Raw genomic sequence first — 21151 nt, forward strand, 5'->3', positions numbered from 1 at the left:
TCAACGCCCGCGCCGGTCGGGCCCGTCGAGCCCCAGCAGTACGGCCACCACCACCGCGAGCGCCGCGAGCGCCGCCACCCCGGCGGCCGTACCGGCGAGCCAGGGCGGGGCCAGTGTCGCCGCCCACAGCCGCGCCGGGTCCGGCGGGCCGAAGCGTCCGCCGAGCAGTTGTCCGGCGCCGAGCCCCGCCGTGACCACGAGGGCGCTCGCCGCCGCGCCGAGCCGGGCATGCAGCGCCCGCGTGGGCAGGGCGAGGCCCAGCAGCATGCACAGCGCGGAGGCGACGAGCGTGGCGCCGAGGAGCCCACGGGACAGCCCGGCCCAGTAGCGGGGCGCGTGGGCGGCTCCGCAGAGGAAGACCAAGAGGGCGGCCGTGCGCACACCGGTCTCGGCGCGGGAACGCGAGGGGGTGTGCGGCGGCGGGACCGGGGCGGGCGTGCGGGTGGGGGCGAGGAGCTTGTAGGCCGCCGGTTCGAGCCGGAGGAGCTTGAGCCGGGGCGCCCGGCGCGGCGGGGCCTCGGACGGTTTCGGGCGCTCGCCCTCCGGGGCAGGGGGCGGTTTCGGGCCCGCGCTCTCCGGGGCAGCGGCGGCGAGCGCACGCCCCTGCCGATCCGTGCCCCCACCCGCGACCGCGCCCCCGTTCCCGTCCGTACCCGCAGCAGCCACAGCCGTGCACGGACCCGCAGCCGATTCCGCGCCCCCGCCCGCACCCGCAGCCGCACCCGCCGCCAACCCGCCGATCAGTTCCGTCAGTTCCTCGACCGTCCGGCCCCCGGCCGCGGCCGCTACGGCGGTCCGTCCGCAGCGCGGCTCCAGCGGGGCGCGGTGCAGCAGCCGCAGCAGCGGGCCGACCTCGTCCACGGGGCGCTGCCCGGCGGCGACGCGGAGCACGGCGTCGGCGCCGGCGGGATTCCTCGGGGGCCGGGTGAGCAGGGCCGCCAGTCGGGTGACGTCCGCGACCGAGCGGTCGAGCCCCGCCGACCGCACCGCCTCGGCCAGGGCGGGCGCGTGCTCGGGGGAGTCTTCCAGCAGGGCGATGAGGCGGGCGACGTCTTCCAGCGGGCGGGTGGTGACGGCCGTACGAACCAGGCCGATCACCGGATCGTCGTACCGGCCATTCTCCCCGTGGCCGGACCTCGCGCCCCGTCCCTCCCCCGCACCCTGCGTGCGCGTGTTCCCCGGCCCGGACGGCGGCCCGGACCGCGTCAGGATCCGGACCGGCGGCACCCGGACCCCGACCGCGGCCGGCGCCGTACCTATGAGGAAGTCGTCGGGACGCGCCGTCCCTATGAGGGAGTCGTCGGGACAGGCGGACGAAGATCGGGTGGTCATCTCGGCTCCAGTGCGGGAGTACGGCCGCGTCCGACGCCCCCGACCACGGCACGCGCGGTACGCAGTCCATTACTAGGAGCCGCTCCCCCGCCCCGCCACCCGAGTGAGGCACCGGTGTGAGCTCCCGCCGCGCCGCCGTCCGCCGGGGTGCGCCCCGTGCTGCCCCTGGCGCATTCTTGCTGTGTGATCCACCCGGCGGACGGGACGAGGTAGGGCCGATGGCGGGCAGCGGGGAGCGGGCGGTCCGTACACGGGCCCGGCTTGCCGCGCTGCTGGCGGACGCCGCCACCGCGGCGCTCCGCGCGGCGGGCGGCCGGGTGGCGGGCGTGTATCTGCGCTCGGCCGGCCCCGCCGACGCGCCCGCCGTCCTCCGCCTGGCCGTCCTCGCCGGGCTCCCCGGTCCCCTCTTCCGCCCCTGGTGGCGGGTGCACGCGGACCGTCCCTTCCCCGTCTGCGACGCCTACCGGCTCGGTACCGCCGTGGTGCTGCGGGACGCGGCGGAGGCGGTGCGCCGTTACCCGCAGTTCGCGGCGGGGCTGCCGTTCCCCTTCGCCTCGGCGCACCTGCCGGTGCCGGGCGGCGGCCGGCCGCTCGGGGTGCTCACGGTGCTGCGTCCCTCGACCGGCGACGACGGGGACGACGAGCCCTTCGACCCGGAGCTGCCGACCAGGCTCGCCGAGGGCCTGGGCACCGAATTGCTCGCGCTCGCCGACGGCGACCCGGACGCGATCGTCTGGGACGGGGAGCCGCAGTGCGTACGGCCACCCGCGACCCGTCCCCCGCAGGCCGCCATGGGACGCTTCACCTGGGACCCGGACACCCACGCGGTCCACGCCGACGAGCGGCTGCACGCGCTGCTCGGCCTGGCGGCGGGCGACTTCGCGGGCACCGACACCGCGCTCGCCGAGGCGCTGGCCCCGGCGGAGACCCACCGGGTGCTGGCCGCGCTGCGCGACACCGCCGCCGGGAAACCGCTGGCCCCGCTGAGCCTGCGGACGGCCGGCGGCGCGCCCCGGCTGCTGGACCTGTGGCCCGCGGGGGACGGCGGCGCGCTGGGGATCGGCGCGGACGGCGGCACGGCGGCGCGGGTCGGCGGGGTGGTGTTCGACCCCGGCCGGGCCGCCCTCGCCGACGGGGCCGCCGACCAGCTTCCGCAGGGCGTGTTCACCCTGGACCGGCTGGGCGTGATCGGGTACGCCAACGCGGCCGCGGCACGGTTCGCCGGCCGGCCGCGGGAGTCGCTGGTCGGGCGGACGCTGTGGGACGCGCTGCCGTGGCTGACCGGTCCGCCGTACGACGATCACCTGCGCGGCGCCCTGCTGTCCCCCGAGCCGGTGCACTTCCATGTGCGGCGGCCGGGCGGCGCCGACGGGGCACCGGGCGGGTACGACGGGTTCGCGGTATCGGTGTATCCCGGTGACGACCTGCTGACCTGCACGCTCGTCCCGGCCAGCCGGATCGCGGCGCCCGAGGGGCCGTCGCCGCCGGGGCAGCCGGTGGCGGGCGGTCCCCCGGTGGCGGCGGCGTACCGCCCGATCGCGCTGGCCATCGCGCTGACGGACGCGGTGACGGCGCAGCAGGTGTCGGCGGTGGTGATGCGGGAGCTGCTGCCCGTGTTCGGGGGCCGCCGGCTGGCCATCTACCTGCTCCAGGAACGGCGGCTCCACCTGGCGTGGGAGTCCGGTTTCCCGCCGGGCTTCCCGGAGCGGTTCGACGGGGTGGCGCTGGATGCGCGGATCCCGGCCGTGGAGACCCTGGCGACGGGGCGGCCGCTGTTCTTCGAGTCGATGCGGCAGCTCGCGGCGACCTATCCGGGGCTGCCGATGGACGCCGCGGAGGGAGCGCGGGCGTTTCTGCCGCTGATCGCGTCCGGCCGGCCGGTCGGCTCCTGCGTCCTCGGCTTCGACGGCCCGCGCCGCTTCAGCGCGCAGGAGCGTACGGCGCTCACCGCGCTCGCCGGGCTGATCGCGCACGCGATGGAGCGGGCCCGGCGCTATGACAGCGAGGCGGCCCTCGCCCGCGGGCTCCAGCAGGCCCTGCTGCCGGGCCGGCTGTCGGCGCATCCCGGAGTGGAGACGGCGGGCCGCTATCTGCCGGGCACCCGAGGGCTGGAGGTGGGCGGCGACTGGTACGACGTGGTGGAGTCGGGGGACGGTCTCGCCCTGGTCATCGGGGATGTGCAGGGGCACGGGGTGCAGGCGGCGGCGACGATGGGCCAGCTGCGCAGCGCGGTCCGGGCGTTCGCGCTGGGCGACCGGCCGCCCGACGAGGTGCTCAGCGGCACCAACCATCTGCTGATCGGTCTCGATCCGGGCCAGTTCGCCAGCTGCTGCTGTCTGCGCCTGGACCCGGCGACCGGGCGGACCCTGATCGCCCGCGCGGGCCATCCCCCGCCGCTGCTGCTCTCCCCCGGCGGCCGAACCCGGCCGCTGGACGTGCCCGGCGGGGTCGTCCTCGGGGTGGATCCCGGAGCGCGCTATCCGGTGACCGAGCTGGTCCTCGAACCGGACGCGATCCTCGCGCTGTACACGGACGGGCTGGTGGAGCGGGCGGGTGCCGACATCGACGACGGGATCGCCGAGCTGCGTGCGGCCCTGGACCGGGCGGGCGCCGCCGCCCGGCGGCGCGACGGCCTCACCCTGTCCGGGGTCGCCGACCGGCTCACCGCCGCCGCCCGGCACGCCGACGCCCGCCCCGACGACGTGGCCCTGCTGCTGGCGCGAAGGCTCCGCCGTGGGTAGCCGGCCGGTCCTGCCGCGGTGGCTGCCGGCATCCGGGCGGCGGCGGACCGCCCGGCTCCCGCGGGTCGTCCGCGGCCGGCCGCGCGGCACCTCGCGCCCGCTCGCCGCGCTGCTTCACCCGGCACGTCTCCTGCGCCTTTCCCGGCGCCCGCCGACCGGGGTGACGGTCTCGCCTGATGGCGCCGGGCAGTGTAGACATGGGCACATGGTGCGACTGCCCGGCCGGCCAGTGTCCCGGCCGCCCCGACCTTTCGGGCACCCGCGCGCACCACTGGCCCCCCCGCCGGACGGCCCCGGTGCGAACGGCGACCGGCCGGGGATGCTGTGGGCGGCGGTGACCGGGCGCAGCGTCGCCGGTCAGGTGTTCGTGCTCCAGGTCGTGATCGTGCTGCTGCTGGTGGTCTCCGCGGTGGTGGCCCAGGTGCTCCAGGTGCGCCACGACAGCGAGACCGAGGCCCGCAACCGCTCCCTCGCCGTGGCGCAGACGTTCGCCAACGCACCGGGCACGGCCGCCGCGCTGCGCTCACCGGATCCGACGGCGGTCCTCCAGCCGAAGGCCGAGGCCGCGCGCAAGGCGACCGGCGTGGACTTCATCGTCGTCATGAGCACGAAGGGCATCCGCTACACGCATCCCCACCCCGACCGCATAGGCAGGAAGTTCGTCGGCACCATCGGGCCGGCCGTGGCCGGCGGCACGGTCGTGGAGACCGTCAACGGCACGCTCGGCCCGCTGGTGCAGAGCGTGGTCCCGGTCAAGGACGCGCACGGCACCGTGGTCGGGCTGGTGTCGGCCGGGATCACGACCGCGCACGTGGGCGGGGCCGCCGACCAGCAGCTGCCCCTGCTGCTCGCCGCGGCCGCCGCGGCGCTCGCGCTGGCCACCGCGGGCACCGCGCTGGTCAGCAGACGGCTGCTGCGCCAGACGCACGGCCTCGGGCCGTACGAGATGACCCGGATGTACGAGCACCACGACGCGGTGCTGCACGCGGTCCGCGAGGGGGTGCTGATCGTCGGCCGCGACGGCCGGCTGCTGCTCGCCAACGACGAGGCGCAGCGCCTGCTGGACCTGCCCGCGAACGCCGAACGCCGGCATGTCCTGGAGCTGGGCCTGGACGACGACACGGCGCGGCTGCTGGCCTCCGGGCGGTCGGCCACGGACGAGGTGCGCCTGGTCAAGGACCGCCTCCTGGCGATCAACCAGCGGCCCACCGAGCTGCGCGGCGGGCCGGCCGGCAGCGTCGCCACGCTGCGCGACTCCACCGAGCTGCGGGCGGTGTCCGGGCGAGCGGAGGTGGCGCGGGAGCGGCTGAACATGCTGTACGACGCCGGGGTGGGCATCGGCACCAGCCTGGACGTGACCCGCACCGCCGGGGAACTGGCGGAGCTGGCGGTGCCCCGGTTCGCGGACTTCGCCACCGTGGACCTGTTCGAGCCGGTGCTGAACGGGGAGGAGCCGCGGCCCGGCAGCGATCTGCGCCGGGTGGCCTGTGTGGGGGTGCGCAAGGACTCCCCGCTGTACCCGGTGGACCACCGGATCCGGTTCGTGCCGACCTCGCCGCAGGCCCACAGCCTGACGACCGGGCGGTCGGTGGTGGAGCCGCGGCTGCGCGAGGCGCCGGGCTGGCGGGCGCAGGAGCCGGAGCGTACGGACAGGGTGCTGGAGTACGGCATCCACTCGCTGATCACCGTGCCGCTGCGGGCCGGGAGCCTGGTCCTCGGCGTGGCGAACTTCTGGCGTGCGGAGAAGCCGCAGCCGTTCGACACCGAGGAGCTGGCACTCGCGGAGGAGCTGGTGGCGCGGGCGGCGGTGTCCATCGACAACGCCCGCCGGTACACGCGCGAGCACAGCATGGCGGTGACGCTCCAGCGCAGCCTGCTGCCGCGGACACTGCCCGAGCAGGGGGCTCTGGAGATCGCCTACCGGTATCTGCCGGCGCAGTCCGGGGTGGGCGGCGACTGGTTCGACGTGCTGCCGCTGTCCGGGGCGCGGGTGGCGCTCGTGGTGGGCGATGTGGTGGGGCACGGGTTGCACGCGGCGGCGACCATGGGGCGGCTGCGCACGGCCGTGCACAACTTCTCCGCGCTGGACCTGCCCCCCGATGAACTGCTCGGTCTGCTGGACGAACTGGTGGGCCGGATCGACCAGGACGAGAACCCGGACGAGGGCGCCGCGGTGACCGGCGCGACCTGCCTGTACGCGGTGTACGACCCGGTGTCGCGACGGTGCACCATGGCCCGCGCGGGGCATCCGCCGCCCGCGCTGGCGCGTCCCGACGGGCGGGTGGAGTTCCCGGAGGTGCCGGCCGGGCCGCCGCTGGGCCTGGGCGGGCTGCCGTTCGAGACGGTCGATCTGGAGCTGGACGAGGGCAGCAGGCTGGTGCTGTACACCGACGGCCTGGTGGAGGACCGGGAGCGGGACATCGACGTCGGCCTGGAACTGCTGGGCGACGCGCTGCGCCGGACACCGGACAGCTCCCCGGAGACGACCTGCCGTACCGTGCTGGAGCTGATGCCGGGCCGGCCGAGCGACGACGTGGCGCTGATCGTGGCCCGGACGCGGGTGCTGGGCCCGGATCAGGTGGCCGAGTGGCAGGTGCCGTCCGATCCGGCGGCCGTCTCCGAGGTGCGCTCCGCGGTCACCCGGACGCTGGAGGCGTGGGGCCTGGACGAGCTGGCGTTCGCGACCGAGCTGATCCTCAGCGAGCTGGTCACCAACGCCATCCGCTACGGGCGGCCCCCGATCGGGGTACGGCTGCTGCGCGACCGCACCCTGATCTGCGAGGTCTCCGACCGCAGCACGACCTCCCCGCATCTGCGGTACGCGGCGAGCACCGACGAGGGCGGCCGGGGCCTGTTCCTCGTGGCACAGGTCGCCGACCGCTGGGGCACCCGCTACACGCCGAACGGCAAGATCATCTGGGCGGAGCAGCCGCTGCCGTAGGGGCCGCTCCGCCCGGATTGCGCCGTCCGGCGCGCCGGTCAGCCGGCGGTGGGTGCGCCGGTGACGCGGCGCTCGCCACCGTTGCGGCGCTGCCACATCCAGTAGACCTCCACGGCGTCGGCGCGCGGCTCGTGCCGCATCGGCAGCCGGCGCTGGTCCCAGTTCTTGCCGAAATCCTCGTAGAAGGTGGCGAGTTCGAAGTACTTGCGGTCGTCGGCGTAGTGCGGTGCGTAGGCGTCGCGGGTGGTGAGGAAGACGACCTCGTCCGGCGAGCAGTAGTACAGCGAGCCCAGGCACATCGGGCAGGGGTGGGCGAGGACGTAGATGGTCGTCCCGGTCAGGTGCTCGGTGCGCAGCTTCACGCAGGCCTCGCGGATGGCGAGGATCTCCGCGTGTGCGGTGGGGTCGCTGGTCTGGGCGACCCGGTTGGCGCTCTCGGCGAGGATCTCGCCGTCCTTGACGATCACGGTCGCGAAGGGGCGGCCGCCCTCGGCGACATTGCGGCGGGCGAGGTCGATGGTGCGCTGGACGAAGTCCACGGGGTCCTCCTGGGTGGTCGGGCGGGGCGGGTCAGAAGGGCTTGGTCGGCAGGTACTTGCCGTCCAGGGTGATGACGGCGCGCTCACCGCCCTCGGGGTCGGCGACCTTCCTGACGTCGAGCCGGAAGTTGATCGCGGAGATGATGCCGTCGCCGAACTCCTCGTGGACGAGGGCCTTGAGGGTGGTGCCGTAGACCTGGAGCATCTCGTAGAAGCGGTAGATCGTCGGGTCGGTGGGGACCGTGCCGGGGATGGAGCCGCGGGTGGGGACGGTAGTCAGCAGCAGGGCGGCGTCCTGGTCGAGGCCGAGCAGTTCGGCGACGGCGTCGGCGGCGGGCGCGGGCAGGGCGTGCTGGCCGAGGACGGCGGCGGTGGTGAAGGCGACCGACAGACCGGAGGCGTCGGCGATCTGCTGCCAGGAGAGGTTCTTGCGGGTCTTGGCCTCGACGGCGGCGACGGCCAGGTTCTGGCGGGCGGTGGGGTCGAACTGGGCGTGGATCATGGGGGGTTGTTCCTCACTGTGTGGCTGGGGCGGGTACCGGACCACGCCGGCGGGGCCGGTCCGGGGGCGGGGGTCAGGCCGCGAGCGGGGCGGCGGGGGTGAGGTCCTCGACGTGGCCGGTGGCGATGTCGAAGACCCAGCCGTGCACCGTGACCTGGCGTCGGGCCAGGGCGCGGGCGACGCTGGAGTGGGTGGCGAGGTTGGTGAGCTGGGCCAGCACGTTCTGCCGGACCAGGGCGGGCACGTCACCGGTGCCGGGGGTGCGGGCCACCGAGGTGTCGGCGAGTCGCAGCCAGTCGGCGACCGCGGGGGCGCCGCCGAGGTCGTGCCCGTGGGCGAGGGCGGTCATCGCGCCGCACGCGGAGTGCCCGCAGACGACGATGTCCCGCACGCCGAGCGTCCCGACGGCGTACTCGATGCTCGCCGCGACCCCGTCGGCGCCCGGTGCGCGGGCGGGGACGAGGTTGCCCGCGGTGCGGATGACGAACAGCTCGCCGGGCTCGCAGCCGGTGATCAGCTCGGGCACGACGCGGGCGTCGGAGCAGCCGATGAACAGCGTGTGCGGCGCGTGGTGCGCGGCCAGGTGGTGGAACAGCTCCCTCTTGGCGGGGAAGACGTCCTGCTGGAAGCGCGCGACGCCCTGGGCGAGGTCATGCATGGGTGACTCCCTTTCGTGGCGGCCCGGCCCCTCGGGCCCGGCGAGATCCACCCTGCATGACCTCGATCTATAGCGTCCAAGACGCACTGCGCATCGCACCTATTGGTGCTGTCTATAGTTATGGTCATGGCCCTGGAACTGCGTCATCTGCGCTATCTGCTCGCCGTGGCCGGGCACGGCAACTTCACCCGTGCCGCCGAGGAGCTGCACGTCTCCCAGCCCACGCTGTCCCAGCAGATCAAGCAGCTCGAACGGACCCTCGGCAGCCAGCTGCTCGACCGCACCGGGCGCACCGTGCGCCTCACCGACGCGGGCGAGGCGTACGTCCAGCACGCCCGCGCCGCGCTGCACCAGCTCGCCGCCGCCGAGCGCGCCGTCCACGATGTGCGCGACCTCTCGCGCGGGCGGCTGCGGCTGGCGGTCACCCCCACCTTCACGGCCTATCTCGTCGGCCCGCTCACCGCCGAGCTGCACGGCCGGCATCCCGGCATCACGCTGACCGTGCGGGAGACCACCCAGGACCGGATCGAAACGGGGCTGCTGGCCGACGAGTTCGACCTCGGCATCGCCTTCCGGGGCGTCCACCTGCCCGGCATCACCGCGACCGACCTGTTCACCGAGACGCTCACTCTGGTCACCGGCGGCTCCGGCAACTCCCCTGATCCGGAAGGTGGTTCGGCCGCGCTGCCGGTGCGCGCCCTCGCCGAGCGCCAACTCGCTCTGCTCAGCGGCGATTTCGCCACCCGCGGCCATATCGACGCGTACCTGGAGCGGCACGGCGTCAGCCCGCGCATCGCCGTCGAGGCGAACTCCATCCAGGCCCTGACCGAGGTCGTCCAGCGCACCCGGCTCGCCACCGTGCTGCCGGACGCGATCACCCACGACCACCCCCGCCTCACCCCCGTGCCGCTCGACCCCGCGCTGCCGGCCCGCACGGTCGCCCTTCTGGGCCGCGCCGACGCCTACCGCAGCGCGGCGACCGGCGCCTTCACCCGGCTCGTCCACGAGCTGGTGCGCGCCCGCGGATACACCGGGGCAGCCTGAGGCCGGGACGGGCGCACGGTCCCGTCCCGGCTCCGCGGCGGGGTGGTCAGCCGCTGAGGCGCGCGCGCAGCAGCTGCTTGCCGAGTTCGGCGCCCTTGCGGCTGTCGGCCTGGGCCTTGCGGAACAGTTCCGCGGTCTCGTTGTCGCCGTCGCGCTCGGCGTCCTGGATGTAGGTCTCCAGGCGCAGCGCGTTGTTCAGGCACGACTCGACGTACCAGATCAGGTTGTAGTCCTTGTCGCGGGTGCCGGTGAGGTGGCCGGTCTCGCTGGTGCTGGTCATGCGGTTTTCCTCCTTCGGTCCCGTCTGTCGGCTTGTGCGCCTCGGGTACCCGTGCGGCCTGCCCGCACACGGGCCGGCGTGCTCAGCCGAGGGCGCGGTCGAGGTTGAAGGCGGCGCTGATCAGCGAGAGGTGGGTGAACGCTTGCGGGAAGTTGCCCTGTTGCTCGCCGGTGCGGCCGATTTCCTCGGCGTACAGGCCGAGATGGTTGGCGTAGGTGAGCATCTTCTCGAAGGCGAGGCGGGCCTCGTCCACCCGGCCGGCCCGCACCAGCGCCTCGACGTACCAGAAGGAGCAGATCGAGAAGGTGCCCTCGTCGCCGCGCAGTCCGTCGGGGCTGACCCGCGGGTCGTAGCGGTAGACCAGCGAGTCGGAGACGAGTTCCTCGGTGAGGGCGTCCAGGGTGGACAGCCACTTGGGGTCGGTGGGGGCGATGAACTTGGCGAGCGGCATCATCAGGAGGGAGGCGTCCAGCACATCGCCGTCCTCGTGCTGCACGAAGGCGTTGCGCCGCGCCGACCAGCCGCGGTCCATGATCCGCCGGTAGATGGCGTCGCGGGTCTGCCGCCAGCGCAGCAGCTCGGCGGGCAGGCCGCGCCGGTTGGCGAGCCGGATGGCGCGCTCCACCGCGACCCAGCACATCAGCCGCGAGTACAGGAAGTTCTTGCGCCCGCCGCGGGTCTCCCACACACCCTCGTCCGGCTGGTCCCAGTGCGCGCAGACCCATTCGACCAGGTGGGTCACGTCGTCCCACTGCGCGCTGGAGATGGGCTGGGCCCATTTGTCGAAGAGGTAGACGGAGTCGATCAGGGCGCCGTAGATGTCGAGCTGGAGCTGGTCGGCGGCGGCGTTGCCGACCCGGACCGGGGCCGAGCCCTGATGGCCCTCCAGGTGCGGCAGCTCGCGTTCGGGCAGGTCGGTGCGGCCGTCGATGCCGTACATGATCTGGAGCGGGCCGGAGGCGGCGCCGTCGCCGGGGCTGATGTGGGTGGTGAGGAAGCGCATGAACGCCTCGGCCTCGCCGCTGAAGCCGAGCCGCAGCAGCGCGTAGACGGCGAAGGCCGCGTCGCGCACCCAGACGTACCGGTAGTCCCAGTTGCGCTCGCCGCCGAGCTGCTCGGGCAGGCTGGTGGTGGGGGCGGCGACGATGGCGCCGGTGGGGGCGTAGGTGAGCAGCTTGAGGGTGAGGGCGGAGCGGTGCACCATCTCGCGCCAGCGGCCCCGGTAGCGGGACTGGTGGAGCCAGCGCCGCCAGTAGGCGACGGTCGCGTTGAACTCCTGCTCGGCCTCGGCGTGGGCGCAGCCGCGCGGGGCGAGGGCGGTGCCGGCCTGGTCGAGGGCGAACACCGCCGTCTCGCCCTCGCCGAGCTTGAACTCGGCGCGCGCGTCGCGGCCGTCGCACTCCACGGCCACGGTCGCGGTGAGCGCGAGCGCCAGGTCCGGCGATTCGAACAGCAGGGTGCCGTCCGCGTCGCGGACGGTGTGCGGGGCGGCGCCGTAGTCGAAGCGGGGGGCGACGAGGGCGCGGAAGGGCACGTTGCCGCGCACGCACACCACCCGCCGGATCAGCCGGTGCCGTACCGCCTCGCCGGACTGCCGGTCGTCGGCGGCGACCGGCATGAAGTCCTGCACCTCGCCGACGCCCTCCTCGGTGAAGAACCGGGTGATCAGCACGTTGGTGTCGGGGAAGTAGAACTGCTTGGTGCGGGCCGGGACGGCGGCGGCCAGCTCGAAGCAGCCGCCGCGCTCGGCGTCCAGGACGGCCGCGAAGACGCTGGGCGAGTCGAAGGACGGCGAGCAGTACCAGTCGATGGTGCCGTTGCTGCCGACCAGGGCGACGCTGCGCAGGTCGCCGATCAGGCCGTGTTCGGCGATCGGCAGGTAGCGGGGGCGGGCGGAGGTGTCCGCGGGGAACGGCGTCTGGCTCATCGGCGGCCTCCCGGTGCGGGTGCGCGATCTCGTCCGCGATATCTCCAGCTTAGGAGCGAGTACGGCGCGGTGGAGTGGGCAGGCGCTTGTCACCCGTCACCGGCGTGCCTTCCGGATGCAGGGTGCGCCGCGGCGGGCAATGGTGAGAGTGTGCCCCGTTCGGCGGCACCGGCACGGATGCGGTCATCCGGACCGAGGAGGAGGCAACATGTCGACATCCGCAACGGGAGGGTCCCGGTCGCCCGACGACCACTGCACCCCGGACTCCCTGCTCCACTCGGCTCCCCAGCAGGACGTCACCCCGGAGGACCTGGTGATGGCGGCAGGCAGGGACGTCACCCCGAAGACGCTCGACTGGGCGCGCCGCAAGCTGGAGACGGAGGGTCCGTCGGCGATCGAGAAGCTGCTGCCGTAGCTTTTCCGGCGGGTACCGGCCGAGCGGCGTTCGAGTCTCGGCCGGTACCCGCGTACCGCTCAAGGGCGCAGTGCCGTCCCCGCGGGCGGTCCGGCGCTGGCTTGCCGGGCGGGCACGCCCGCGTCACTCAGGCAGTTCGGTCTCGTCCGGTACGACGTGCACCGCGGCCTCCTCCGCGCCCGCCGCTCCTCCGTCGATGCCCACGTCCTCGGCGACCTCTTCCTTGGTCGTGTCGGAGCGGGTGCCCTCGTCGGGGGCCAGCAGGCGGCCCGCGCGGGTCTCGCCCGCCTCGGGGTCGACCGGTTCACCCGCGCCGCCGGGCAGGTCGCCGATGCCGTCGCCGGCCGGCACCTCCGTGTCGGGGACCTCCTGGCCGAGCCGCTGGTCCAGGCTCTCGCCCGCGCGCTGCTCGGCGGCGGTCGTCCCGTACTTGGTGACGCCGAGCGGGCGTTCCGGCGGCGAGTAGCCCTCGTCCAGCATGTCGTCGTACGAGCGTTCGCCGATCGTGTCCTGCGGGTCCAGGGGCGCGGCGTCCTCCTGCTCCTCGTTGGTCCCGGTGGGCTGGTAGGCGTCGTCCCCCATGGGGGTCTGCGCGTCGCTCATCGTCGGCTCCTTCCGTGCTCGCGCGGCGGTCCCGGTCCGCGTTTCCCGCAGCCGGGGGATCAACCCCGCGAAAACCGGATCGGCCGGCGCGACCGCGTCAGTCGGCGGACTGCTCGGCCAGGTGCGAGGTCCACTTCTCCTCGATGCGGCCCGCCTTCCACACCAGCAGCGCGAGCGCCCAGGTGGCGAAGAACAGGCCCACGATGACGAAGCCGACCGTGTTGAGGTCGAGCCCGGCGACCCAGTCCCAGAAGAAGCCGTGCAGGTCCATCTTGTCGGCGAGGAGGCCGAGGAGTTCGACCGAGCCGATGATGAGGGCGACGGCGACGGACAGGCCGGTGATGGTGAGGTTGTAGTAGACCTTGCGGACCGGCTTGGAGAACGCCCAGCCGTAGGCGAAGTTCATGAACGAGCCGTCGATGGTGTCCAGCAGCGACATCCCGGCCGCGAAGAGCACCGGCAGGGTCAGGATGGCGTACCAGGGCAGGCCGGAGGCGGCGCCGGAGCCGGCGAGGACCAGCAGGGCGATCTCGGTCGCGGTGTCGAAGCCGAGCCCGAACAGCAGGCCCAGCGGGTACATCTGCCAGGGCTTGCTGATCGAGTTGGTGACCCGCCCGAGCAGCCGGTTCATGAAGCCCCGGTTGTCGAGCTGGGCCTCCAGGGCGGCCTCGTCGTAGTGGCCGGTGCGCATCTTGCGGAAGACCTTCCAGATGCCGGCCAGGATGACGAGGTTGATCGCGGCGATGAGGTACAGGAAGGCGCCGGAGACGGTCGTACCGATGAGACTGGTGACCTGGTGCAGGTGCGAGTTGTCGTCGCGGACCGGTCCGGCCAGGGTCTTCATGCCGAGGGAGAGCAGCAGGGCGAGGCCGAAGACGATGCTGGAGTGGCCGAGGGAGAACCAGAAGCCGACGGAGAGCGGGCGCTGCCCGGAGCCCATCAGCTTGCGGGTGGTGTTGTCGATGGCCGCGATGTGGTCGGCGTCGAAGGCGTGCCGCATGCCCAGGGTGTAGGCGGTCACGCCGATGCCGATGCCGAAGGACTCGGTGCCGACGCTGAAGTGCTGGGGCGCGATGACGCCGACCAGGGTGCCCCAGCCGATGACGTGCAGGGCCAGCACGAAGGCGGCCATCGAGCCGACCCTGATCCACTCCTGGCGCGTCATGGAGCGGCGCACGCGTTGCCAGGGCGACGGCCTCGCGGCGTCGGCCCGGGCGGGGAGGGGCGGAGCGGAACCAGGGGCGGCCGTCATCGGGAGGGTCATTCCTAACGTCGTACGGAGTGCGGCTGCACAGCACAGCCTTGTGCCATCATCCCGTACCTGCAACTCATGTGCAGTAAAGGCGGCGGCAGGCCTTTCCCATGGTCAGGAAAAGACCACGGGAAGGAAAAGGACCCGGGAAGGAAAGGGACCTGGGACGGAAAAGGCCGCTCCCCGGACGGGGAGCGGCGCGGGGGAGCCGGTCCGGTCAGGCGGAGAACATGCCCCGGCCCAGCCAGTCCCCGGTGTTCCGGACGCCGGGCAGGGCGAAGAAGTAGCCGCCGCCGGTCGGGGAGATGTAGTCCACCAGGGGTTCGTCGATCAGCCGGGTCTGCACGGCCTCGAACTGGCGCTTGACGTCCTGCTGGTAGCAGCAGAAGACGAGGCCCATGTCGAGGTTGCCGACGTTGTCCGCGCCCCGGTCGTAGTTGTAGCCGCGGCGCAGGATGCGGGAGCTGTCCGACGCGGCGGTGCGCGGGTTGGCGAGCCGGATGTGGGCGTCCAGCGGGATCGCGTTGCCGTGCGGGTCCTTGGCGTAGTTCGGGGAGTCGGTCTCCTTGGCGCCGTCCAGCGGGGCGCCGGTGTCCTTGCGGCGGCCGAACATCTTCTCCTGCTCGGTGAGCGAGACCCGGTCCCAGAACTCGACCAGCATCCGGATGATCCGGATGACCTGGTAGCTGCCGCCGGCCGCCCAGGCGGGCTCGCCCTGCCCGGCGCCGACCCAGATCAGCTTGTCCGTCTCGCGCGCGGAGTTGACGTCCGGGTTGGCGATGCCGTCCTTGAAGCCGAGCAGATTGCGCTGCGCGCCGGTGGGCCGGGGCGCGTTCTGGAAGCCGTCGATGCGCCACTTGACCTGCATCGCGCCGCGGGTGTGCCGGGCGATGTCGCGCAGCGCGTGCAGCACGGTGTCCCGGCTCTGGGCGCAGATCTGGAGGGAGAGGTCGCCGTGGCACTCGGCCGGGTTCAGGTTGTCGTTCGGGAAGGTCCGCATGGGGACGAGCCGGGCGGGCCTGGCCTTGGCGAGGCCGTAGCGGTCGTCGAAGAGGGAGGAGCCGACGCCGAGGGTGAGGGTGAGGCCGTCCGCGGGGACCTCGGGGCCGAGGATGCCGTTGTCGGCGGGCGGGGCGCCGACGCCGAGGTCGGCGGGGGCGCCGCCGGAGGTGAGGAAGCGGGCCCGCTCGGTGATGGTCTTCAGCAGGTCGGCGAGTCCCTTCCGGTCGTCGGCTATGACGTCGAAGGAGACGAACGCGGCGGCCGCCGGCTGCGGGGTGATGATCCCGGCCTGGTGGGCGCCGTGGAAGGGCACCTTCGCACCGGCGTCCGGACCGCTCGGCCCCGCCTGGGCGGTGCCGCCGCTCTCGGCGAGCGCGAAGCCGCCGCCGGCCAGGACCGCTCCGGCGGCACCGGCGCCCAGCGCGCCGCGCACGAAGGAGCGGCGGGCGGGGCCGACGGGGCAGGACGGCGTGTCGGCGGTGGACATGGGCGGGTTCCCTTCGGGGTGCGGGTGCGCGGTGGTCATCAGGCGGACTTCCGGATCTCCAGCAGGTCCGGGATCGGGGCGAGGTCCTCCAGGAGCTGCCCGGTCGCCCCGTCGAGGCGCTGGCGGTCGGTGGTGGAGAGCTTCTCGACCGGGGTCCAGTGGCCGCCGTCGTGGGCCGCGTCCAGCAGCTTCTGCACCCGGTCGATGTCGGTGTCCACGGTGGGCAGCACCTTGGGGGCGCGGTGGGTGAGCAGCGGCGTAAGGACGGTGAGCAGTTCGCGGGTGCCGGCCAGGTTGGCGTCGGCGGTGGCGAGGTTGGTGCCGCTGCCCTCGTCGGTGTCGCCGGTCAGCTCGAACTGGAGGGTGTTCTCCAGGATCTCGTGGGCGCGCAGCGGCAGGTCGGCGGGGTCGAAGTCCTGGCTCGGGAAGGCCTTGCGCAGCCCGGCCACGTCCGTGCTGAGCTGCCGGGCGGGCCCGGTCAGCTCCTTGGCCGACTGGCCGTGCCACAGGCCGTACTCCAGGCGGAGGAAGCCGCTGAAGTCCTTGTCGTGCTCGCCGCCGGGCAGGCCGTCGGCGCGACCGTCGATCTTCTGGTCGAAGTCCTCGAAGGTGCCGTAGGCGGCACCGAGGGAGGCGTAGGTGCGGTGGGCGGTGAGCCAGTCGGCGCGCGCCGTGTCCAGGTGGCCGCCCTCGATGTCGTGCTGGAGGGTGCGGGTCTGGCCGACGAGGGTGTCCAGGCCCTTGCCGACGTACGTCTTGTACGACTTCAGCGGCGCGGCGAGGTCCTGTTCGGAGACGGGGGCGACCGGCTTGGCCGCGCCGCCGCCGGTGACGGTGACCGCCTTGGAGGTGACGGCCTTGCCGCTCGCCGGGACGCAGCGCCAGGCGTAGGTGCCGCCGGCGACGGTGGCGACGAGGTCACGGGTGGTGCCGGGGGCGAGGCCCTCGATCTCGCCGTAGACCGCGTTGGTGGACGGGTCGACCAGGTAGACCTCGGAGGCCTGGCGGCCGGTGTTGTGCATCTGGAAGGTCTGCCGGCCGGGCTTGGGCGCCGTGAAGCCCTTGCCGCAGTCCGTCTCGGAGACGGCGACGGTCTGGTCGCCCGCGGGCTTGGGACGGCCGAGGGCGACGAAGAGTCCGGCGACGACGGCGGGTACGGCGACCACGGCGGCCGGGACCACCCAGACCGGGCGGCGCCGGGCCGCGGGCTTCGGCGCGGGCTCGGGTGCGGGCGCGGCCTCGGGCGCGGCGTCAGAAGCAGGCTCCGTCTTGGGCGCGGGCTCCGCCTGGGAAGCGGATTCGGCCTTCGGCGCGGATTCGGCCTTGGGTGCGGGCGCGGGCTTGGGAGCGCTGACGCGCACGCCGCGCACGAACAGGGTCATCACCACGGCGAGGTAGCCGACGTAGGCGACGACCTGGAGCCAGGTCATGGTGGGCATCAGGTTGAAGACGCCCTGGACCAGGGTGCTGTACCAGGAGCCGGCGTCGATGCTGCCGGCGAGGTCGACGGCGTAGGCCGTCTTGCCGGGCAGCACGCCGCCCTCCTGAAGGTCGCGCAGGCCGTAACCGAGGACGCCCGCGGCGATGACGATCAGGACGGCGCCGGTCGCGGTGAAGAACTTCGTCAGGTTGATCTTCAGGACCCTGCGGTACAGGCCCCAGCACAGCCCCGCCGCGAGGACGAGGCCGATGGCGGCGCCGGTCAGCGGGCCCGCGGACTCGCCGGCCGCCTGGGCGGTGGTCCACAGGAACAGCGCGGTCTCCAGGCCCTCACGGCCGACGGCCAGGAAGGAGGTGAGGACCAGCATGCCGGAGCCCATGGCGAGGGCGCCGGTGACCTTCTGCTTCAGCTCGCTGGAGAGATTGCGGGCCGAGCGGCGCATCCAGAACACCATGGCGGTGACGAACGCGACGGCGATCACGCTGAGGACGCCGCCGAACGCCTCCTGGGCGGTCCCCGGCATGGACGCGGCCGTGAAGGTGAGGACCGCGCCGAAGCTCATCGCGACGGCGATCGCGGCCAGCACACCCGTCCACACCTGCGGCAGCCGGGAGCGCGCCTCGGCGCGGACCAGGGTCGCGACCAGGATGGAGACGATGAGTCCCGCTTCGAGCCCCTCCCGCAATCCGATCAGGAAACTCGGAAACGCGTCGTCCCACATGCCCTGCGACCCTCCCGGAAATTAGCGAAGGCATGCCTTACCTTCGCGACCATGATGACCACACCTTCGTACGCAACCGGTCACGAACGGGCAATCGGGGGGCAAAGTCCGGGAAGCGACCCCTGGCCGGGTTCGCCGGAACACCCGGCGACCGTCTACAAATGTGTAGTCACATGTTGTCGAGGCAAGTCGAAGGAAAGGGCGTGCGGCCGTGGCCACTCCCCCGCAACTGGCAGCGCAGCTCGCGGTCAATGTGCTCGACGCCCACTCGCTGCTGGCCGCCTTCGGCGTGTTCGGCGTCGGCGTGGTGCTGTTCGCGGAGACGGGTCTGCTGATCGGGTTCTTCCTGCCGGGCGACTCGCTGCTGTTCACGGCGGGCCTGCTGTGCACCGGCGCGGCCGACCGCGGGCTGCACCTCTCGCTCGGCCCGCTCCTGGTCGCGGCGGCGCTCGGCGCGCTGGCGGGCTCCCAGTGCGGGTTCCTGATCGGCCGCAAGGCGGGTGGAGCGCTGCTGGCCCGCACCCGCTCGGCCAAACTGCGCGAGGGCGCGCGCCGCGCACAGGAGCTGCTGGACCGGTACGGCCACGCGAAGGCGATCGTGCTGGCCCGCTTCGTGCCGGTGGTGCGGACGGTGCTGAACCCGATGGCGGGCGCGCTCGGCGTGCCGGCCCGCACCTTCGCCCTGTGGCAGGTGCTCGGCGGCCTGGTCTGGAGCCTCGGCCTCACGCTGGGCGGGTACGCGCTGGGGTCGTCGATCCCGAACGTCGACAAATACCTGCTGCCGGTGATCGCCCTGATCGTCCTGGTCTCGCTGAGCCCGCTCGCGGCGGAGGCGCTGCGCGCCCGCCGGGCGGCGAAGGAGACGCCGTGACGGGTCCGGCGCGATTGTCCATGGCGACGGGAGCGTTCCGGGCGTGGCCGCCGCCGGCGTCGTGAGCCGCCGCGGGGGCGCGCTCGTCGCCGGCGTCGGTGTCTGCGCCTGGTCCGCGTTCGCGGCGCTGACCCTGATCGTGGTCGCGCGGCACGGCGCCCCGCTCCCGCCGGATCGCGCCCTGCACGCGTGGTCGCTCGGGCACCGGCCGCCGGTCGCGGTCGCCGTGGCACGGGGAGTGACCGGCACGGGCACGGGGGCGGTGCCGTACGCGCTGGTGGTCGCGGCCGGACTGATCGCGGGCCGTACGACCCGGCAGCGGGGGGCCGCCGCCCTGCTGGGCCTGCTCTGCCTGGGCCTCGGCCAGGCCGTGCGGTACGGGGTGATGGAGCTGGTCGGCCGGCCCCGGCCGCCGTACCAGGACTGGCAGACGCTCGCCTCCGGCTGGTCGTACCCCTCCGGGCACACCACCACCTCGGCCCTGACGGCCGGGCTGCTGATCACGGCGCTGTGGCTGCGCTCCCCGCGCGGCCGTGGCCCGCTGGCGCTGCTGGCCGCCTGCTGGGGTGCGGGGGTCGGCCTGACCCGGATCTTCCTCGGGGTGCACTGGTGCACCGATGTGCTGGGCGGCTGGCTGTTCGCGGCGGGCTGGCTCGCCCTGCTGCTCACGGCGGCCGACCGATGGCTGCCCGCCGCCCTCCGACCCCACGCTCCGCCCCTCGATTCCGGCCCGGGCTCTGAGACGGACGCGCCCTAGGGAGATGCCAGGGAAGCTTCACAAGCCAGCCCCCGGCCCGAACGCGCCCGCCCGCGCGCCCTACCGGCCGCCGTCACCTGGCCGGTCCTGGCCCGCGGCGGCCTGACCGGCGTGCGCGAGCGCGGACCCGGTCCGTCAGGCGCCGGCCTCGTAGCGCCCGTGCTCCAGGAAGGCGCGCAGGGCTTCGGGGGTGCCGTCGTCCAGGGCCCGCTCGGCCGCCGTGCGCAGGGCCGCGCCGGTGGCCGGGTCGGCGAGGATGCGCAGGATCGCGACCCGGTCGTCCTCGGCCCGGGCGAGGCGGTAGCCGGTCTTCAGGAAGGCGCGCAGGGCGTCCACGGAGCCGTCGTCCAGGGCGGCGTTCGCCTCCCGGATGACGGCCTTGTCCTGGTTCTTCTGCGCGTCGGCGAGGATGCGGAAGACCGCGACGCGGACGTCGTCGTCGGACATGTCGTCCACCGGTGTGGTGGAGCCTTCCGTCGTCGCCGCCACGCTCGTGGTCGCGGCGGCGGGCGCGCCGGCGGCGAAGGCCGGGGCGGTGAGCAGCAGGGCGGGTACCAGCGCGGTGGCCGCGACGGTCAGGGCGGCGCGGGTCGGTCTCACGTGTGCACCTTCTCCGTGATGATCCAGAAGTTCGGGATGTGTGCGGGGCGCGAGCGCCCCTTACAGCGGAATCTAGGCCCTGACCAGCCCGGATTTCACTGCCGGGGCCCGGCAGTGTTCGGCCGCGGTTCGCTGCCGTTCGCCTGACACCCCGTCAGGGTTCAGGGCGCGGCGTGCGGGCCGTCCGGTCGGCTGTCGCGCCGGCGCACCATCTCGCGGCTCAGTTCCTCGGTCTCGGTCTCCGGCAGCCGTTCGTAGCCGGCCTCGGTGATGAACGCGAGGATCGGGAAGATACGGCGGTTGAGGTCGGGGCCGCCGGTGGCCGAGTCGTCGTCGGCCGCGTCGTACAGCGCGTGCAGCGCGGCGAGGGCGGCCTCGCGGCGGGACAGGCCGGGCCGGTAGAGCTTCTTGAGCGCGCCGCGCGCGTACGGCGAGCCGGAGCCCTCGGCGTGGAACTCCCGCTTCTCGTACAGGCCGCCGGCCGCGTCGTAGGCGAAGATGCGGCCGCCTGCCCCGGTGGGCGCGCCGAGGTCGTACCCGGCGAGCAGGGGGACGACGGCGAGGCCCTGCATGGCCTGGGCGAGGTTCTGCCGGATCATGGTCGCGAGGCGGGTCGCCTTCGCGCCCAGCGTCATCGGAATGCCCTCGATCTTCTCGAAGTGCGCCAATTCGACCTGATAGAGCCGCACCATGTCGAGGGCGAGTCCGACGGTGCCGGCGAAGGCGACGGCCGTGTGGTCGTCGGCCGGGTGGACCTTCTCCAGGTCCCGCTGTGCGATCAGGTTGCCCATGGTGGCCCTGCGGTCCCCGGCGAGCAGCACACCGTCGCCGTAGGTGAGCGCGAGGACCGTGGTGCCGTGCGGAAAGCTGTCCGGGGCGGCGCGCGTGCCGGGTGGCAGCGGGGCGGCGGTGGGCAGCAGGCGGGGGCGGTGGGCGGCCAGGAACTCGGCGAAGGACGAGCTTCCCGGCGTGAAGAACGCCTCGTCCATCAGTCCGGCGGTGTCGTTCCCCGTCATCTGCTTCCCCTCCATGACACGC

The 21151-nt window shown here is 73.9% G+C and carries 18 protein-coding genes; 6 read left to right on the top strand and 12 right to left on the bottom strand.

All coding sequences use genetic code 11. The features are described from left to right. Entirely contained in the window at positions 1-1098 is a 1098-nt protein-coding gene (locus ACE4Q9_RS02060) for a hypothetical protein (protein WP_397982458.1), read from the bottom strand. 452 nt (positions 1099-1550) lie between these two features. On the opposite strand from ACE4Q9_RS02060, the gene ACE4Q9_RS02065 reads away from it, so the two are divergent. Both ACE4Q9_RS02065 and ACE4Q9_RS02070 read left to right on the top strand, forming a co-directional pair. After that, positions 1551-4073 (top strand): SpoIIE family protein phosphatase, encoded by a 2523-nt coding sequence (locus ACE4Q9_RS02065; protein WP_397982459.1) that lies wholly within the window; start codon positions 1551-1553, stop codon positions 4071-4073. 319 nt (positions 4074-4392) lie between these two features. Then, entirely contained in the window at positions 4393-7014 is a 2622-nt protein-coding gene (locus tag ACE4Q9_RS02070; protein WP_397987092.1) for a SpoIIE family protein phosphatase, read from the top strand. Between the two features lie 38 nt (positions 7015-7052). Here the strand turns inward: ACE4Q9_RS02070 and ACE4Q9_RS02075 are convergent, their stop codons facing one another. The 3 genes from ACE4Q9_RS02075 to ACE4Q9_RS02085 form a co-directional block, all read right to left on the bottom strand. Next, complete coding sequence (locus tag ACE4Q9_RS02075; RefSeq protein ID WP_397982460.1) at positions 7053-7553, bottom strand: nucleoside deaminase; 501 nt, start codon at positions 7551-7553, stop codon at positions 7053-7055. Between the two features lie 31 nt (positions 7554-7584). Continuing rightward, entirely contained in the window at positions 7585-8055 is a 471-nt protein-coding gene (cynS, locus tag ACE4Q9_RS02080; protein ID WP_397982461.1) for a cyanase, read from the bottom strand. Between the two features lie 73 nt (positions 8056-8128). Next, positions 8129-8713, bottom strand: coding sequence for a carbonic anhydrase (locus ACE4Q9_RS02085; protein WP_397982462.1), 585 nt, complete (start codon positions 8711-8713; stop codon positions 8129-8131). A 126-nt stretch (positions 8714-8839) separates the two neighbouring features. On the opposite strand from ACE4Q9_RS02085, the gene cynR reads away from it, so the two are divergent. Then, on the top strand, positions 8840-9757 hold the full coding sequence (gene cynR / locus ACE4Q9_RS02090) for a transcriptional regulator CynR (RefSeq protein ID WP_397982463.1): 918 nt from the start codon (positions 8840-8842) through the stop codon (positions 9755-9757). Positions 9758-9803: 46 nt separating this feature from the next. Here cynR and ACE4Q9_RS02095 read toward each other — a convergent pair whose 3' ends face one another. Both ACE4Q9_RS02095 and ACE4Q9_RS02100 read right to left on the bottom strand, forming a co-directional pair. Next, positions 9804-10037, bottom strand: a complete 234-nt coding sequence (locus tag ACE4Q9_RS02095; protein WP_397982464.1) for a hypothetical protein — start codon at positions 10035-10037, stop codon at positions 9804-9806. 82 nt (positions 10038-10119) lie between these two features. Continuing rightward, positions 10120-11964, bottom strand: a complete 1845-nt coding sequence (locus ACE4Q9_RS02100) for a glycoside hydrolase family 15 protein (protein ID WP_397982465.1) — start codon at positions 11962-11964, stop codon at positions 10120-10122. Between the two features lie 208 nt (positions 11965-12172). On the opposite strand from ACE4Q9_RS02100, the gene ACE4Q9_RS02105 reads away from it, so the two are divergent. Then, positions 12173-12379 (top strand): hypothetical protein, encoded by a 207-nt coding sequence (locus ACE4Q9_RS02105; protein WP_037652629.1) that lies wholly within the window; start codon positions 12173-12175, stop codon positions 12377-12379. A 123-nt stretch (positions 12380-12502) separates the two neighbouring features. On the opposite strand, the gene ACE4Q9_RS02110 is transcribed toward ACE4Q9_RS02105, so the two are convergent. The 4 genes from ACE4Q9_RS02110 to efeU form a co-directional block, all read right to left on the bottom strand. Continuing rightward, on the bottom strand, positions 12503-12982 hold the full coding sequence (locus ACE4Q9_RS02110) for a DUF5709 domain-containing protein (RefSeq protein WP_397982466.1): 480 nt from the start codon (positions 12980-12982) through the stop codon (positions 12503-12505). 97 nt (positions 12983-13079) lie between these two features. After that, on the bottom strand, positions 13080-14234 hold the full coding sequence (locus ACE4Q9_RS02115) for a HoxN/HupN/NixA family nickel/cobalt transporter (RefSeq protein WP_397987093.1): 1155 nt from the start codon (positions 14232-14234) through the stop codon (positions 13080-13082). 217 nt (positions 14235-14451) lie between these two features. Continuing rightward, positions 14452-15723: an iron uptake transporter deferrochelatase/peroxidase subunit gene (gene efeB / locus ACE4Q9_RS02120; RefSeq protein ID WP_397982467.1), complete on the bottom strand. Its 1272-nt coding sequence runs from the start codon at positions 15721-15723 to the stop codon at positions 14452-14454. Positions 15724-15761: 38 nt separating this feature from the next. Further along, entirely contained in the window at positions 15762-17885 is a 2124-nt protein-coding gene (gene efeU, locus ACE4Q9_RS02125; protein WP_397982468.1) for an iron uptake transporter permease EfeU, read from the bottom strand. A gap of 211 nt (positions 17886-18096) precedes the next feature. Here efeU and ACE4Q9_RS02130 point away from each other — a divergent pair, with 211 nt between their 5' ends. Next, positions 18097-18756, top strand: coding sequence for a DedA family protein (locus ACE4Q9_RS02130; protein ID WP_397982469.1), 660 nt, complete (start codon positions 18097-18099; stop codon positions 18754-18756). Between the two features lie 43 nt (positions 18757-18799). Further along, positions 18800-19513: a phosphatase PAP2 family protein gene (locus tag ACE4Q9_RS02135; RefSeq protein WP_397982470.1), complete on the top strand. Its 714-nt coding sequence runs from the start codon at positions 18800-18802 to the stop codon at positions 19511-19513. 135 nt (positions 19514-19648) lie between these two features. Here ACE4Q9_RS02135 and ACE4Q9_RS02140 read toward each other — a convergent pair whose 3' ends face one another. Together ACE4Q9_RS02140 and prcB are read right to left on the bottom strand one after the other, a co-directional pair. Beyond that, positions 19649-20113 carry an ALF repeat-containing protein gene (locus tag ACE4Q9_RS02140; protein WP_397982471.1) on the bottom strand — a complete coding sequence of 155 codons (465 nt, stop codon included), beginning with the start codon at positions 20111-20113 and terminating at the stop codon, positions 19649-19651. 161 nt (positions 20114-20274) lie between these two features. Next, positions 20275-21129, bottom strand: a complete 855-nt coding sequence (gene prcB, locus ACE4Q9_RS02145; RefSeq protein ID WP_397982472.1) for a proteasome subunit beta — start codon at positions 21127-21129, stop codon at positions 20275-20277. Positions 21130-21151 lie beyond the last annotated feature (22 nt).

The organism is Streptomyces sp. AM6-12, from assembly GCF_044327085.1.
Lineage (GTDB): Bacteria > Actinomycetota > Actinomycetes > Streptomycetales > Streptomycetaceae > Streptomyces.

Excerpts from the sequence above, each read along its gene's own strand:
- ACE4Q9_RS02065 (WP_397982459.1), top strand. The coding sequence starts at position 1,551 with ATGGCGGGCAGCGGGGAGCGGGCGGTCCGTACACGGGCCCGGCTTGCC.
- ACE4Q9_RS02070 (WP_397987092.1), top strand. The coding sequence starts at position 4,393 with ATGCTGTGGGCGGCGGTGACCGGGCGCAGCGTCGCCGGTCAGGTGTTC.
- cynS (WP_397982461.1), bottom strand. The coding sequence starts at position 8,055 with ATGATCCACGCCCAGTTCGACCCCACCGCCCGCCAGAACCTGGCCGTC.
- ACE4Q9_RS02085 (WP_397982462.1), bottom strand. The coding sequence starts at position 8,713 with ATGCATGACCTCGCCCAGGGCGTCGCGCGCTTCCAGCAGGACGTCTTC.
- cynR (WP_397982463.1), top strand. The coding sequence starts at position 8,840 with ATGGCCCTGGAACTGCGTCATCTGCGCTATCTGCTCGCCGTGGCCGGG.
- ACE4Q9_RS02095 (WP_397982464.1), bottom strand. The coding sequence starts at position 10,037 with ATGACCAGCACCAGCGAGACCGGCCACCTCACCGGCACCCGCGACAAG.
- ACE4Q9_RS02100 (WP_397982465.1), bottom strand. The coding sequence starts at position 11,964 with ATGAGCCAGACGCCGTTCCCCGCGGACACCTCCGCCCGCCCCCGCTAC.
- ACE4Q9_RS02105 (WP_037652629.1), top strand. The coding sequence starts at position 12,173 with ATGTCGACATCCGCAACGGGAGGGTCCCGGTCGCCCGACGACCACTGC.
- ACE4Q9_RS02110 (WP_397982466.1), bottom strand. The coding sequence starts at position 12,982 with ATGAGCGACGCGCAGACCCCCATGGGGGACGACGCCTACCAGCCCACC.
- ACE4Q9_RS02115 (WP_397987093.1), bottom strand. The coding sequence starts at position 14,234 with ATGACGGCCGCCCCTGGTTCCGCTCCGCCCCTCCCCGCCCGGGCCGAC.
- efeB (WP_397982467.1), bottom strand. The coding sequence starts at position 15,723 with ATGTCCACCGCCGACACGCCGTCCTGCCCCGTCGGCCCCGCCCGCCGC.
- efeU (WP_397982468.1), bottom strand. The coding sequence starts at position 17,885 with ATGTGGGACGACGCGTTTCCGAGTTTCCTGATCGGATTGCGGGAGGGG.
- prcB (WP_397982472.1), bottom strand. The coding sequence starts at position 21,129 with ATGACGGGGAACGACACCGCCGGACTGATGGACGAGGCGTTCTTCACG.